Source organism: Parashewanella tropica (assembly GCF_004358445.1).
GTDB lineage: Bacteria > Pseudomonadota > Gammaproteobacteria > Enterobacterales > Shewanellaceae > Parashewanella > Parashewanella tropica.
This window is the reverse complement of the sequence record NZ_CP037951.1, coordinates 2,192,382-2,208,676: the sequence shown is the minus strand read 5'-3', so window position 1 is coordinate 2,208,676 and position 16,295 is coordinate 2,192,382. Positions and strand designations below refer to the sequence as shown.

7 protein-coding genes are annotated in these 16,295 nt (G+C 38.7%); 5 read left to right on the top strand and 2 right to left on the bottom strand.

The features are described 5' to 3' along the window. The first annotated feature begins 34 nt into the window (after nucleotides 1-34). From E2H97_RS09745 to rplY, 4 genes are all read left to right on the top strand, one after another. Complete coding sequence (locus E2H97_RS09745; protein WP_133406957.1) at nucleotides 35-1,819, top strand: DUF885 domain-containing protein; 1,785 nt, start codon at nucleotides 35-37, stop codon at nucleotides 1,817-1,819. A gap of 132 nt (nucleotides 1,820-1,951) precedes the next feature. Then, nucleotides 1,952-3,910: a hypothetical protein gene (locus E2H97_RS09740; RefSeq protein WP_133406956.1), complete on the top strand. Its 1,959-nt coding sequence runs from the start codon at nucleotides 1,952-1,954 to the stop codon at nucleotides 3,908-3,910. A gap of 133 nt (nucleotides 3,911-4,043) precedes the next feature. After that, nucleotides 4,044-6,137: a prolyl oligopeptidase family serine peptidase gene (locus E2H97_RS09735; RefSeq protein WP_133406955.1), complete on the top strand. Its 2,094-nt coding sequence runs from the start codon at nucleotides 4,044-4,046 to the stop codon at nucleotides 6,135-6,137. 108 nt (nucleotides 6,138-6,245) lie between these two features. Next, on the top strand, nucleotides 6,246-6,533 hold the full coding sequence (gene rplY / locus E2H97_RS09730) for a 50S ribosomal protein L25 (protein ID WP_133406954.1): 288 nt from the start codon (nucleotides 6,246-6,248) through the stop codon (nucleotides 6,531-6,533). A gap of 73 nt (nucleotides 6,534-6,606) precedes the next feature. Here rplY and E2H97_RS09725 read toward each other — a convergent pair whose 3' ends face one another. Further along, entirely contained in the window at nucleotides 6,607-10,395 is a 3,789-nt protein-coding gene (locus tag E2H97_RS09725) for a translocation/assembly module TamB domain-containing protein (RefSeq protein WP_133406953.1), read from the bottom strand. Further along, nucleotides 10,392-12,176 (bottom strand): autotransporter assembly complex protein TamA, encoded by a 1,785-nt coding sequence (locus E2H97_RS09720; RefSeq protein WP_246028986.1) that lies wholly within the window; start codon nucleotides 12,174-12,176, stop codon nucleotides 10,392-10,394. The genes E2H97_RS09725 and E2H97_RS09720 overlap by 4 nt, the downstream gene beginning before the upstream one ends. Nucleotides 12,177-12,361: 185 nt before the next feature. On the opposite strand from E2H97_RS09720, the gene hrpA reads away from it, so the two are divergent. Continuing rightward, on the top strand, nucleotides 12,362-16,237 hold the full coding sequence (gene hrpA / locus E2H97_RS09715; RefSeq protein WP_133406952.1) for an ATP-dependent RNA helicase HrpA: 3,876 nt from the start codon (nucleotides 12,362-12,364) through the stop codon (nucleotides 16,235-16,237). Nucleotides 16,238-16,295: the final 58 nt, after the last annotated feature.

Here is a 16,295-nt window from a genome sequence, read left to right as displayed (position 1 = left end):
TTATGTTTCAAACGAAAAAGTTAGGAACATAATAATGAAAAAGAGCTTATTAGCTTTAGCGCTTACAACCGCATTAGTTGGAGTCACTGCCTGCAGTGGCTCACACTCCTCAAATGAAGTTCAACACCCTCAACATTCACAAGTAAAAAGCCAAGCTTTCTCTGATTTTTCACAGCAATTTATTAATGACTTGTGGAAACAGTTTCCAACGTGGGCAACGTATAGCGGTTACCATAAATATGATGGTGAACTGGTTATACCAAATCAACAAAGTCGTACAAAAACATTGGCGTTTGTGCAAAAACAAAGAGATGCGCTTAAGCAGATTAAACTGTCGACCTTAACCATTAGTCAAACTATTGATTTCCGCTTGATTGAAAACGTACTCGATAAAATAGAATGGGGTATCAATAATGGCAAAGCGTGGCAGTGGAATCCTGCACAATATAATGTTGCTGGTGGTTTTGCCCAAATTATCAACGAAGATTTTGCGCCTCTAGATCAAAGATTAAAATCAGTTCTTAACAGGATGCAATATATAGCAGCGTATTACAAAGCGGCTAAAGGAAATATCTCTAATCCTACGCTTGAACATACTCAATTAGCCATTCAGCAAAATAAAGGCGGGCTAGGCGTATTTTCTGATGAGCTTATTGAAAAGGCAAAAAAATCTGGGCTGTCAGAATCTGATAAACAGTTATTTGTTCAGAGAGTTAATCAATCTCGTCAAGCGATAAAAGGTTATGTTACTTGGCTTCATAATTTAGAAAAAGATCTAGCCAAAAATGGTGCTCGTAGTTTCCGTATTGGTGAAAAGTTATATGAACAAAAGTTTGCACTAGATATCCAATCAGGTATGACTGCAAGGCAGCTTTATGAAAAAGCGGTGGCGGATAAAAATCGTGTTCAAGGGGAAATGGTTAAGCTTACGGATCAGCTATGGTCAAAATACTTCACTGAGCCACAGCCGAAAGATAATAAACAGGCGATTCGTCAACTGATTGAAAAACTCTCAGTAAACCATGTTAAACGTGATGACTTTGTAGCTGAGGTCAAAAAGCAAATTCCTGAGTTAGTAGACTTTGTCAATAAAAAGCAGTTAATCACACTAGATCCTTCTAAGCCTCTTGTTGTTCGTGAAACCCCAGCCTATATGCGTGGTTTTGCAGGTGCATCGATTAGTGCCCCTGGCCCTTACGATAAACACGGAAATACTTATTACAACGTAACTCCGCTTGATGCCATGTCAGATGGACAAGCTGAAAGTTATCTTCGTGAATACAATCATTGGATTTTACAAATTCTAAATATCCATGAAGCCATTCCTGGTCATTACACACAATTGGTTTATTCAAATGAATCACCAAGTTTGGTTAAAAGTTTATTTGGTAATGGCGCCATGGTTGAGGGCTGGGCTGTATACACTGAACGTATGATGCTTGAGGAAGGCTATAGCAACTTTGAGCCAGAAATGTGGTTGATGTACTACAAATGGAATCTACGTGTAATTTGTAACACCATTCTTGATTACAGCATTCAGGTCAAAGGTATGACTAAACAACAAGGCTTAGACTTGTTGATGAACGAAGCTTTCCAAGAACGTGCCGAAGCAGAAGGTAAGTGGCGTCGTGCGACATTAAGTCAAGTTCAGCTCACTAGCTACTATTCTGGTTATAGAGAAATCTATGACTTCCGAGAAGAATATAAACAGCTACTGGGTAAGAAATTCGATCTTAAACAGTTCCACGAGAAGTTTTTAAGTTATGGTAGTGCACCAGTTAAATATATACGTCAACAGATGTTAGCCGAAATACAGTAAACCCGCTTTAATCCTAGAGGTAGAGATTTTTTGAAACCTGCTTCTAGGATTTCTTTGTTCAAAATACCTACTCAACTCAAAATTCTTGCTAAGCTTTAATTTCAAGGATGTTAGCTAATATTGGAGTAGGTCATGTCGTACAAAGGATTGCTGGTTGTTTCCTTGTCATTATTTCTCAACGCTTGTTTTGATGGTTCATCATCAAAACATAAATCTATAGCTGTTATCGCTGATGATGATTACTTGCAAAATGCAATGGTTTGCTCGGATTGTAATAACAACTTAGCTTGTGATACTGATGAAATGCAAACATCATCAAACGATGATGGTTTCGTTTTTTCTCAAAACCTAAACCTCAGCTGCCCTACATTGGCCGTTATTTCACCTAATACCATTAAAAAAATGAGTTCAGTTCAAGTCGAGCATGAATTTAAAATGGTGAGTCCAGTGGATTGTGACTCAATTAGCCCAATGACGAGTCTGCTTTATCAGGAAATGATCCATCGAGGTTCGAAAAACAAAGCGTTAAAATCATTACAAGATGGAATGTTAACAAACCTCGATTTATGCAAAGATTTTTTAAAAGAAAAGAGTTTGCCTATATCGCAGTCCACGCCAATTTCTAAGAAAGAAGCTGAGGTTTATATGCAGGCTTCCAAGGATTATATTGCAAATTACAAACGAAGATCAGATTTGATTGAAGCAGACAGCCAATTAGGCGAACTACCACCTAGTGATAAACACAAACTTATTACATTTAGCACATTAAGAAGAGTACATAAATACCAAAAAATCCCAAGGTTTAGCTTTACTGAGCAACAAGGAAGTAATCAAGCTAGTGTAAGTTCAAGTAATGATAACCTTCTATCACAATCCGAATCAGAAGATTTGAAATTTGAAGACCAGCTGCGAACGTATTTAGAGAATGCAGAACCTGCCAACTTATTTGACGTCTTTAATGGTAATACTAGCGCGAGCCTTACGCGTTATCATGAAGTACCAGTAGGGCTCAAATCTACCAGACTCCAATATAATGATTCAGTCTTAACAGAATTTCAAAGTTATTGGCCCCCTAAAGTTAATGAAGTTATCGAGAAACCAAGTGTTTTAGGCGTTGATGGAATAAAAGGCCTATCTAGCTCAGATAATTCGGTCTCTCAGCTAAGTATTTATTATAATCATAAACTTTATGAGCAAACCACAAAAGATGGCGATGAAGTAACGGGACTTGAACTGGTCAACCAAAGTTATCGTCAATTAGATTATGTAGTTTTATCAAACAAGTTCTCTGTAAGTGGTATACCCGTTACTACATTAATGAATAACTTTCCTGGAATACCTTCTTGGGGTGAAGCATCTAAAAATAGTAATGTATCATTCCCAGAAAACGACTCTTCAGTTGCTTATGAAGTTTTTATTGTACCAACAGTGGACGGTGTAATTTATCAAGATAAAAGTGATTGTAAGCCAAATGCAGATGATCCTATTGAAGGATTATGTCACTACGTTGGTGTGATTAGGCCTCATAATCGCGCTAAAGGGGCTAAAAATGTAACAACCTATTTTGATAAGAGAACTAAATCTGGTTATATATACCAAGCATCTGTTAATGAAATTCCTGATGTTCTATATCTTGGTACCGCTAATTTAAGTGACAAGGAAGAAGGGGCGCATATTTTAGCTTATAAAGAAACAGATGAGATATTTCGAATTGCTGTTGTTAACGGTGATTTATCAAAGTTAATTATTGAAGAAGCGGGTGGTCCAAATAATATTTACCTTCAGTTTTATATTCCTAGCGGTGATCCTAAAATCGGGCCTGAGAATGTAACTGATAATGATCACTTTGCTACAACAAACTGGGGCACGAGTACGGTAAATGGGCATGATGTAGCAGGCATTATTATCCCGAACTCTTTTAGGCAACTATTACCTGAATTACCAAGTATATTAGCCCTAACCAAAGTTGGTGGCTATGATCGACAAGGTGATTTTGTCCAACGCTTTGGGCAAAGGGGAACTACATTATTGGGAATTGAAGGTGGAACAATAGGGTTCGTCGAAGAAGCTATACAGCATAGGGACGATTAAGTATCGTCACTTTACCCATCTTGGATTTAAGCACTGCATTTAGCAGTGCTTTTTTGTTACATTTTATTTATACAATGTATTTAAAATATACCAATTTGTTATAGTTGTTGGGTCAGAAATTAAGGATCTAACAATGAATAAAAAACTCCAGCCATTCGCTCTTGCGAGTACATTGGCAATGATTGGCTCCGTTCATGCACATGAAGATAAATTCCAATGGCTTGAGGATGTGCATGGCAAAAAGCCAATGCAGTGGGTAAGCCAAAAAAATGAAAATTCAGCTAAACAAATCAAAGCATATCCCAAATTTGATGAGCTGGTTGAAAACAGCTTAGCGATTTATAACTCCAAACATCGAATTGCTTATGCAAGTAAGCGTGGCGATTATCTATATAATTTTTGGAAAGATGAGAACCATGTTCGTGGTATCTACCGTAGGACCACAATGGAAGAATATCTAAAAGAAAATCCAAAATGGGAAACTGTTCTAGATATTGATGCTTTAGGTAAAAAGGAAGGCGTTAACTGGGTTTATAAGGGGATGCGTTGTCATTATCCTGAAAATGTAAGGTGTTTAGTGAGTCTTTCCCGTGGTGGCGCCGATGCAGTCGAAATCCGTGAGTTTGATCTTTCGACAAAATCATTTGTTCCAAAGTCTGAAAAACCTTTCTTTTTGCCAGAAGCAAAATCCAATTTAGCTTGGATTGATAAAGACACTTTATTTGTCGGCACGGACTTTGGCGATGGTAAGAGTATGACCGACTCTGGCTACCCAAGAGTCGTAAAGCTTTGGAAGCGTGGGCAGTCTTTGTCTGAAGCTAAAACAGTCTATGTTGGCGATAAAAAGTCGGTATCTATCGGTGGGTATGTTGCTTTTGACGATAAAACACCGCTACCGATTGTATATGACAGCACAACGTTTTATACCCGTGACTATAAAGTGTATCAAAACGGAAAATTAGTTGATTTACCTTTGCCAAAAGATGCTGATATTTCTGGCTACTTTAAAGGTAACTTGTTCGTTGAGCTAAAGTCAGAATTAAAATCGAATGGTAAAACCTTTAAGCAAGGCTCGATCGTTTTTACCCCAGTAGAGAAACTTATTGCTCAACAACCGCAATTTACTACACTTGTTGAGCCCACTAAAACTAGTTCGATTTCGGGCATCAGTTTTACCAAAAACTCAATTTTCATTAATTGGTTAGATAATGTAAAAAGTAAGCTTGTTCGTTACCAACAAAGCTCAAATGGTAAGTGGCAACAATCATTAGTACCGTTCCCAGAAAATGGCGCAATTAGTGTTTTGAACGTTCAGCGTGATAGTGATGAGTTCTTTGTAAATTATACGAGTTTTCTCGAACCATCAACGTTATATCACGTTGATGAAAACACGCTTACGCTTTCAAAATTAAAAGGAATGCCACAACAGTTTGCTGCTAACAAGTTTAAAAGTAAGCAATTTTTTGCGACCTCTAAAGATGGCACTCAAATTCCGTATTTTGTGGTGATGTCTAAAGACATCAAGCTGAATGGCAAAAATCCAACTTTACTTTATGGTTATGGCGGTTTTGAAATTTCACTTCGACCATCTTATTCTGCACTTACCGGTAAAAACTGGCTAGAGCAAGGTGGCGTTTATGTGCTTGCCAATATTCGTGGTGGTGGCGAGTATGGGCCCGCATGGCATCAAGCTGCACTTAAAAGTAATCGCCATAAAGCTTATGAAGATTTTGAAGCCATTGCTGAAGACCTGATTGCTCGTAAAGTTACGTCAAGCCGTCACCTAGGAATTCAAGGTGGTAGTAATGGTGGGCTTTTAGTTGGTGCAGCATTTACTCGTCGTCCAGATCTATATAATGCGGTAGTTTGCCAAGTGCCGCTATTAGATATGAAACGCTTCAATAAGTTACTTGCTGGTGCTAGCTGGATGGGGGAGTACGGTAACCCTGATGTTGCAGCTGAATGGAATTACATTAAAACCTATTCTCCATATCATAATTTGAATAAAAATAAGCAATATCCAAAAGTATTCTTTACCACTTCTACTCGTGATGACCGCGTACATCCGGCTCATGCTCGTAAAATGGTAGCTAAGATGGAAGATATGGGATTTGACGTCTTATATTATGAGAATATTGAAGGTGGTCATGCTGGTGCAGCGGATAACAACCAAGCTGCTGAATTAAGGGCATTAACTTACGCCTATTTGATGCAACAATTGCGTTAATACTTGTTGGTATAAGATGTTCGTGATAAACTCCGCGAGCTTTTCATGAGTCAGGACTGGTCGAGGTTCTGACTTTTTATTTTAACGTTTTATATAAGTGAGAAAGATATGTCTTACACTTTAAATGCTGAAATCCGCACAGAAGTGGGGAAAGGTTCGAGCCGCCGCCTACGTCGTGCTGGTAAACTTCCTGCAGTTGTATATGGCAAAGGCAAAGAGCCTATGTCAATCGTTCTTGAGCACAAAGATATCATCAACATTCAACTTAATGATGACTTCTATACGACTGACCTAACTGTTGTTGTAGACGGTAAAGAAGTTAAAGTTCGTGCACAAGCTATGCAACGCCACGCGTTCAAGCCAATGGTTGAGCACATCGACTTCGTTTACGCTTAATATTTCGTAATCGGTCGATTAAAAAGCGCCTTAGGGCGCTTTTTTTGTATTTATTACTTTAGTTTTGAAAGTGTTAGTTAAAACTAAATCGGTAATAGATATCAAGTGATTGGCCGACAGCGCTGGATACGGTTTCTAAATAAAGCTGTGATAGTAGATAAAAGCGTAAACTTAGCTCATAACCAGGGTTGAATACACCATAGCCATACTTAACCAATAATCTGTCACCAATATTGCCACTTACAGCAACCTTACCTTGATCGTTGGCGTTGAGTTGCACGTTTTTTATTCCAAGTTTATTTAAAACACTTTCAGCAGAATTCCCAATAGCACTGATAGGGTTATTGCCAGTGTGTGAACCTATAGTAAGAGCTGCACTTAGTAGGAGCGCATCGTTAGAGTTATCGGTAGTATCGTTAAAGAAACTGTGTCCTTGAAATAAATATGACACGATTTCGGCTTGCTCTTTAACAGGACTAGAGAATAGCGTTACTGTTGGCTTTCTTGCTTGCCCCGTCATTTTTACACCAACAGTAAGATCTTCATCTTGAATGTTTTTTACTGCAACAATATAGATATTAGGATTATCCGCAGGCCCAACAAATTCTAGATTTCCATCAGTAATATTTAGAGTTTGTCCTAAAAAGCGATAGCTACCATTCAAGACTTTGATTGAACCAAATAATAACGGTTTTTCTTGCTGTTTCTGACGTAAGCTTATTTTGCCACCTAAATTGGCAGACAGTCCCATTCCTTTAATTTCTACTTTGTCACTGACATTGACATCTAGGTTAGTGGTAAGTTGTAAAAAGTTCGAACTGAGGCTTTTTTTCTTTTGGTTCACGAATACAACATCGTCCGATAATGGTGTGCCTTCTTTAGGTAAGGGGGCAATAGTAATGGCACCATCAGGAACATCAACTTTCCCTGAAAAGGCAACTTGTTTACCATCAATATCAATTTTTATGTCTGGGTTTACGGTTAAAACAGCTAATGGAGGTTTGATGACACTGAGATTTTTTCCTTTAAGTGCGAGTTTTCCTTTTAGTTTTTGATCTTGCCAATCTAAGATGCCATTAAGTGAAGCCGTTCCCTCATCCATATTCCAATTGCTAAATATGTTAACCTTTCTATTCTTTACTAAGAGTTTTGCATTTAAGCCATGAATTTTTGTTGGGTTTTCTAATAAAGCGATTTCAGTATCTTTTACCTCAGCCTCACCATCAAACAAAGGGTCTTTAAGTGTGCCAGATACTTTAATCTTACTGGTGAGTTTACCGTCGAATTTTTGGAATAAAGGTATGAACTCAGCAATGGGTGCGAGTTCGATGTTATTAATGTCGAGTAGACCGTTTAAATTATGCTCGGGTTGAACTCCAATGTTTAGCTTTGCATCTAAGTGAGCTAAATTTTTAGCTTTTAAACTTGATGCCAGTTTTAGCCATTGTTTATTCAAATTACCTGTTAGGGAAAAAGATTGGTAACCAAATTCTCTTGGAACATCTTTGTGGGGATAGATGCGTATTTTCCCTGAGGGAAGGTCTAGGTTAAAGTTACCGGTGGGTTTTTGGTCTTGCTTCCATTCAATTGTTGAATTTAGGTGAGCATTGCCTTCTAATTCAATATGTTTAGGTAGATAGGGCTTAGTAATTTCTTTTATACCACCGTTATAGCTAATTTGGGCATGACCAGATTTACCTATGATTGCTTCATCATTCAAACATAATCCTTCCCCATTCTTAAGTAAACAAAAGGCACTTATACTGGCTTGATTACGCTTACTGTTCCAGCTTGCTGAGATAGGTTTGTTCAATTGCCACATGGTCTTAGCGGTAAAGATATCAAGTGTAGGTAAAGTAAAAGCCCAGCCAGTGTCGGTTGTGTGAGAATCTATTTTTAAACGGGCATTAAGTGCGCTATGTATTGTGATATCAGATGATTGCCTGTTGAGATCGGCTTGTGTCTTGATCTGAATCAGCCGTAGTTTATGTTTGAATATGCTGAGATTGGTTAATTGAGTCAAACTATCAGTGAAGTGGTTTTTAAGAGGAAAGTAACTGCCACTACTTTTAATGGACTCTAGTTGATAGTCTTGATATTCAATATTCTGACCTTGTAAATCAAAATCAAACTTAGGTTGCTGGTTAAGAGAGGTTGTGAATTGAGTATTTATAGAGCCTTTTAGATCTGGAATTAGAGTTGATAACTGTTGTACCTCTAGTAACCCTTCAAGCTTGTCATTACTTTTTTTAGTAAGTTGTAATTTGTTTCCCAAAAACTCCGCACTTAATCCCTGACTTCTCAATTGATAGGAAGAATTAAAATCCACACTTCCTTTTATATTAAAAGGGGAATTGTTATATGAGCCTGCAAGGTCACTATCTTTGACTTTAATATACCAATTACTGTGCTGAAACTTTCCATTGGACACAAGCATTCCGTTTAAAGCAATTTGAGGTATTTTATTGCTGAATCTTTTACCAAAGTTTTGCAGTTGAAAGTGAGCAAAATTTCCATCTAAATCCCAAACATATTGATTGTTCCATGAAATTTTGCCCTTGGCTTCAATATTACCTGAGCTCGACTTAACGATTAAATGCTCAAAATTAGCATCATCACGAGAGATATGGCCATTAACATCGAGGTTAATTTGCGGAATAAAAGGCGTCTTAAATTGTCCTTTAGCTACTAAATTAACCGAATTAATGCTGCCATTGGCTGTGATGGTCGTTTGATCTGCGTAAATTAATCCTTGTGCGGTTTTCCATCTGCCCTGTAATTTTTTAATGTCTGTTTTAAAAGGCAGGTTTTCCTGCAAAAGGTTTACTTCTCCTGCAGCTTGGCTGTTTATATCGCCACTTAACTTCAGTGAATAGTTTAGTGATGATAAATTTTTTGATAGCTTGGCTTGTAGGAATTGCTGATGAATATCTTTCAGATAAGTCAGCCAAGGTAAAGGTGAAGAAAGCTCTCCTGATCGGTTATCAAGTTTAGCATTTACACTGAGGGTAAGAGGGTAATTATCAGTAAACTTCAAATTTCCAGATAAGGCGGCTGTAATCTTGTTATGAGATAGTTGCAGTTGTTTGAGAGTTAATTGTTTACCTCGCCAAAAACCGTCAATATTAATACGTTTAAAATTTATAGGTTTACCATCAAGCTCCAATTGAGAGTTAATTAAATTGGAGTGATGGACGGTGAGTTGGAATGGCAACTCAACACTAGGAAGTGTTATCGGTTCAGAATCTTTAGCGCTATTGTTATTTGTATTAACTTCAGTACTTTTCTCAGCCCCCCAGACACCAGACATTGAGAATTGATTGGAGTTTAATTTAGTAATGATCATTCCTGACTCTAGCCATTGAGCAGAAAAGTCCAAGTTTTTACTGGCATATTTTTGGTTATCAACGTCTACAAGGATGTCGTTAAACTCTGCATGCTTGGCAATGATCCCAAAAGGCAGTAAAAAAACATCAGAATTGGCGTTGGGTTTGTTCTTTATTTCTGGTGACTTTGAACTGGTTGCAGTGGATGTAACAATCTTAACTCTTGTGTTAGTTGCTTTTATATCATTAACACATAGTTGTTTTTGTAAAAAACAGTGAGGACGCCAAGTTAGCAGAATATCGTCAGCAGTCACTGAGACACCATTGTCAATCCAAGAAAACTTCTTGATATGAATCGTTTTGTTTAGGGTTCCACTTTGATAACTAACCTTCAATTGAGGGAGTAGGCCGTTCAATGCGGTAATCGTAATCTGGCTACCTAAAGGTGTACCTACCAATAAAGCGATGATGACGAATAATGCTGTAGGGATATAAATTAAACCACGGAAGAAGTGTCGAACGTATTTCCAGTTCATAACTCTGCCCCCATGGTAAGGTGAATTCGCCAAGAGCGGGCAACGGTATTGGTTTTGTTGAGACCGGTTGCGAGGTCAAGGCGTATTGGACCGATAGGAGAAATCCAGTGTAATCCTGCACCAGTAGAAATAATAGGCTTTAATTGGCTGGTATCTAAGGCATTACCTGCATCAACAAAGGTGGCAACACGCCAAGTTGGAGTGACATAGTATTGGTATTCTGTGCTTGCTACTGCCAAGTATCGTCCGCCTATGACTTGTCTATGAAGACCAGTAGAATCGGTGTAGTCAATATAGGGACCTAACTCCTGATATCCATAGCCTCTGATACTTTGATCTCCACCAGCAAAGTAGCGAAGAGAAGGGGCAATTTTGGGCAGGTCTGCGCTTTTAGCAATGTTAACCCCTAAATCGACTCTTGATACAAACCTATGTCTATCCCAAGGCGTGAATATCCACTTGAACTGAGCTTGTATGCGAGTAAGGCTGATTGTTGAACCTAATGCTGTATTTGCATGTTCAATACTGTATGACTGTCTAAATCCGAACTCTGGATCTAGGGGAGTAATTTCGTCTTTGACCGTTTTTGACCAAGCAAGATTGAAAAGGAGATACCTTGGCTTGTAGTTTATGTTTTGTTGGGTGTATTTACTGGCAAGGGTCTGAACCGAATAATTTAAAACCCAAAGGCTCTTAAATTTACGCTGACGTCCCACACCAAATAAATACTGTGTTGCTTCCAATTTATTTTTTGTTCTAAAGCGTTTCTCATCTTTATCAAAGTCTTGAACAACGCCATATTTGTCCTGCTGCAAACCAACCTGCAGTTGCAGTTGGTCGTTAATAGGGTGAGTTAAGGGGATCATATAGGTTGTTAAAAACTTAGGACGCTCAGGTGACCATTCGGTAGTAGTGAATTGAGAGTGTCCGTACTTATTAATTTGTGGCATTCCCCATGAAACACGGATTCTAGGATCGATATCGCGTTCACTAGATGTTCCTATGTCTGCACCTAAACCAAGTTCAATGATGTTTTTATCTTTATTAGAGAGCTCAACTTTTAATGGTACTTTATAATCTTTAGCATGATGCAGTTGCGGTAACACCTTGATACTGGAAAAATATCCAGTAGTACTCAATTCTTTGTTAAATTCGGATAACCAATGACTGGAATAAGGTGTATTTTTAGGGAAAGGGATCAGCTTCTGCATAACCTCATCAGTTAAAGTTTGCCCTGTAAACTTGATATCACCAAAGTAATAACGTGTTCCTGAGTCTAGATACAAACTGATGCTGGCAGTATTGGCTTTGCGATCAACTAATATTTGGGACTTGGTATAGGTCGCATCAAAATAGCCGTTGTCTAATGCAAGACTTGCTAAGCTAGATTTTACGTCTTCGTAAGTTCCGTGGTTGAGTTGTTGATTGGTTTTTAATTGTATTTTCGAACGCCAAAGTAGGTAATCAGGATCTCGTTGCATCTCTCCGGTAACGTGGATATCTAAATTGGATATTAGAGTAGGTTTACCCTCTGCAACTTGAACATGAAATTTCCATATTCCTTTTTTTATGTCTGTTTTTATTTGTGAATGATAATAACCACGAGATTCCATGGCTTCACGTATTTTGCTTTCGGCATTAAAAATATATGCTCGGCGTAATGTCTTCGAGGTTGGTAGAGGACCAAGATGTGCTTCAATGTTTTTTGTCAGTGAGCTATTTACACCTGATATTTCAACGTCAATAAAATCATTGCCTTTTCCCAAAGTGGGGAAAGCCACCAGAAAAAGCAGAATTATTGAAATAGGAGTCGTGTATTTTTTCAATGATTTCTATTTGGTTTTTAATAGTAAATAGGCATTAGATTCATTGTGGTAAGGAATCGTTCTTCACGCAAGCAAAACTATTAAAACTATCAGGATACTGATAGGATCTAGCACTTTCTTTTTCGATGTAGGTTTTCAAAGTGACTTCGACGGTTAACCCTCTTTCCCATGCTTTTTTGAATCAAGGATTTCTTCAAGATACGGCAAAAATCCGTCGGCGTTTGTTTCGTTTAAATAAGCAAGCTAACTCAACTGAAAAAGATCAAGAATTAGAGGCGCTAAAACAAAAAGCACTCGATGCAAAAGAAAAGGCAGAATTCCGATTCCAACAGCGTCCAGAAGTAACCTATCCTGAAGCGCTACCAGTTTCACAAAAGAAAGATGAAATTGCTAAAGCCATTGCTGAAAACCAAGTGGTCATTGTTGCTGGTGAAACCGGTTCAGGTAAAACCACACAGCTTCCAAAGATTTGTTTAGAGCTTGGGTTGGGAAGTCGAGGGTTAATTGGTCACACTCAGCCAAGACGTTTAGCAGCGCGTTCGGTTGCCACTCGTATTGCAGAGGAAATCAATTCTCCACTAGGTGAAACCGTAGGTTTTAAAGTTCGTTTTGCAGATGCCATTAAAGATTCTAGTTATATCAAGTTAATGACCGACGGTATTCTGCTGGCTGAATTGGCATCAGACCGTTACTTAAATCAGTACGATGCTCTAATTATTGATGAAGCCCATGAACGTAGTTTAAACATCGATTTCATATTGGGTTACCTAAAAGAAATCCTTAAAAAGCGTAAAGATTTAAAAGTCATCATTACTTCGGCAACCATTGATGTCGATCGTTTCTCAAAACACTTTAACAATGCCCCAGTTATTGAAGTTTCTGGCAGAACATTTCCTGTTGAAACCAGATACCGTCCATTAGTGAGAGAAGAAGGGCAATCGCTTGATCTTATCGATGGTATTTTCTCAGCGGTAGAAGAACTCATGGACGAAGGCTTAGGTGATATTCTGATCTTCATGAATGGTGAGCGGGAAATTCGTGATACTGCAGAGCAACTCAATAAACAAAATTATCGTGATACAGAAATTCTGCCGCTTTACGCACGTTTGTCTTATGGTGAGCAATCCAAAGTCTTTAAATCGCATGTTGGCAGACGAATCGTATTGGCGACCAACGTAGCGGAAACCTCGTTAACCGTTCCTGGTATTCGATACGTGATTGATCCCGGTACAGCGCGTATTAGCCGTTATAGCTATCGCACCAAAGTACAACGACTGCCCATTGAGCCAGTTTCACAAGCCAGCGCTAATCAGCGGCAAGGTCGCTGTGGTCGTGTCGGTCCAGGCATTTGTATTCGCTTATATGACGAAGACGATTTTTTAAGTCGTCCTGAGTTTACCGATCCAGAAATCCTAAGAACCAACTTAGCATCGGTTATTTTACAAATGCTGGCGATTGGACTTGGTGATATTGAAGGTTTCCCGTTTATTCAACCACCAGAATCTCGTCACATTAAAGACGGCTTCTTATTGCTGGAAGAATTAACCGCAGTAAATAAGGGAAAAAAAGGATTACAGTTGACTCAGCTTGGCCGTCAATTGGCGCAAATCCCTGTTGATCCGCGTTTGGCAAGAATGGTAATTGAAGCGAATAAGCTTGGCTGTTTACAACAGGTGATGGTTATCGCAGCAGGTTTATCAATCCAAGATCCACGTGAGCGTCCATTAGAGAAGCAACAAGCTGCAGATGAAGCCCATAGCAAGTACAAAGACAAAGATTCGGATTTTGTTGCTTGGTTAAACTTGTGGGAACACATTCAGTCTCAACAAAAAGAGCTATCAGCCAGTCAATTTAGAAAGAAATGTAAACAAGACTTTTTAGCTTACCTTCGTATTCGCGAATGGCAGGATTTGTACTCACAATTAAGACAAGCCGTACATGATCTTAAATGGAAGCTTAAAGGCGAAGAATCTGATTACGATAACATTCACCAAGCAATTCTCTCAGGCTTATTGAGTCATATCGGTTTTAAAGATAATAACAATGAATATTTGGGTGCTCGAAACCGTAAGTTTTTCGTGTTTCCTGGCTCGCCATTAGCCAAAAAAGGGCCTAAGTGGATCATGGCGGCTGAACTCACTGAAACATCACGCTTGTTTGCGCGCAGCTGCGCCAAAATCAATCCAGAGTGGATTGAACCATTGGCAGGCCATCTCATTAAACGTAATTACAATGAGCCGCATTTTGAAGCTAAGCAGGGCAGTGTTGTCGCTTTTGAAAACCAAGTGCTTTACGGGCTAACGACTGTTCATAAGCGTAAAGTCCAATATGGGAAAATCGATCCTGTTGAGTCTCGTGAGATCTTTATTCGTAGCGCACTTGCTGAAGGTGAACTGCGAACCAAAGAACCTTTTTATCTCCACAACTGTAAACAATTAGAGGAAGTTGAAGCGCTTGAGCATAAATCTCGTCGTAAAGACATTCTGGTTGATGAACAAGTGCTGGTGGATTTTTATCAAGAGCGTTTACCAGACAATATTTATAGCTCTGCCACCTTGTTCAAATGGTGGAATAAAGCCAAGCGCAATGATCCTAAACTGTTGCATTTCGATCCTGAGATGTTGTTTAAGCGTGATGCAGGGCATGTTTCGCAATTAGATTTTCCGGACACTTGGCAGCAAGGTAACTTAACTTTGCCTATCAGCTATCAATTCAAGCCTGGAAATGAAGATGATGGTGTCTCTATTCACATTCCTATTGCTTTGCTAAACCAAGTTGAAGATCAAGGCTTTGATTGGCTGGTGGCCGGTCTTCGGTATGAGAAGTGTGTAGCTTTAATCAAGTCTCTGCCTAAAACTTTAAGACGTAACTTTGTGCCTGCGCCTGAATACGCAAAAGCTTGTGTCGAAGCCATGAAACCGTTTGAGTTGTCATTTATCGAAGCTTTGAGTAAGCAGCTCTTACGCATGAGTGGTGTACGACTCAGCGAAGACGACTTTGACTTTAGCCAACTTGATAAACATTTAATCATCAACTTTAAAGTGGAAGGTGATAAAGGTAAGTTGATAGCACAAGGTCGTGAACTCACTGAGTTACAGGCAAGCCTTCAAGGAAAGGTAAAGCAGGCTATTCGCAAAGTCGCTGACTCAGGAATAGAGAAAGATAAGCTTACTGAGTGGAACTTTGGTGATTTGCCAAAGCAATATCAGCAACACAAAGGAAGTTTTGAAGTCAAAGCATTTCCAGCGCTTATCGATAATAAAGACTCAGTTGCTATCAAATTATTTGATAATGAAAATCAAGCTGAAATGCAACAGCGGAGAGGCTTGAGAAGGCTGTTGCTTTTAAATATCCCATCTCCTGTGAAACACTTGCAGCAAAGGTTGCCCAATAAAGCTAAGCTTTCAATGTACTTTAATCCATTCGGACAAGTACAAATACTGATTGATGACATCATTGCTGCTTCAGTTCAACAATTGCTTGATGAAAAGCAATTGGATGTTCGTAATGCCGATGACTTTGATAAGGCTCGCGATTGGGTAAGACAAGAACTTAATGAAACCGCCGAAAAAATAGCGCTCAAAACCGAAGAAATTTTGACCCTTCATCAAAAAATTAAAAAGCGCTTAAAGGGTAAAATCAGTTTAGATATTGCATTTGCGATGAGTGACATTCAAGCTCACCTTGATCGTTTAGTATTTAAAGGATTTGTTGAAGTTTCGGGCTGGGAAAGGTTATCGGATATTCTTCGTTATCTGAAAGCTATAGAAAATCGCTTGGAAAAATTACCTGTCGACCCTAATCGTGACCGTTTGCAAATGCATTCGATTAATAATTGTGAGAAAAGCCTTGAGGCTAAATTAGCCAAGTTACCAAAGCTTGCAGCGGTGCCACAAGAACTTGAAGAAGCAAAGTGGATGATTGAAGAATACCGCGTGTCTTGTTTTGCGCAGGTGTTAGGGACTAAGTACCCAATTTCTGAAAAACGTATTATGATTCAGCTGGATAAAGTTTAATATTATTATCCTGTTTTCGCAGGAGTAATGATTTCAGCCAGAATTTTAGAGAGTGTTC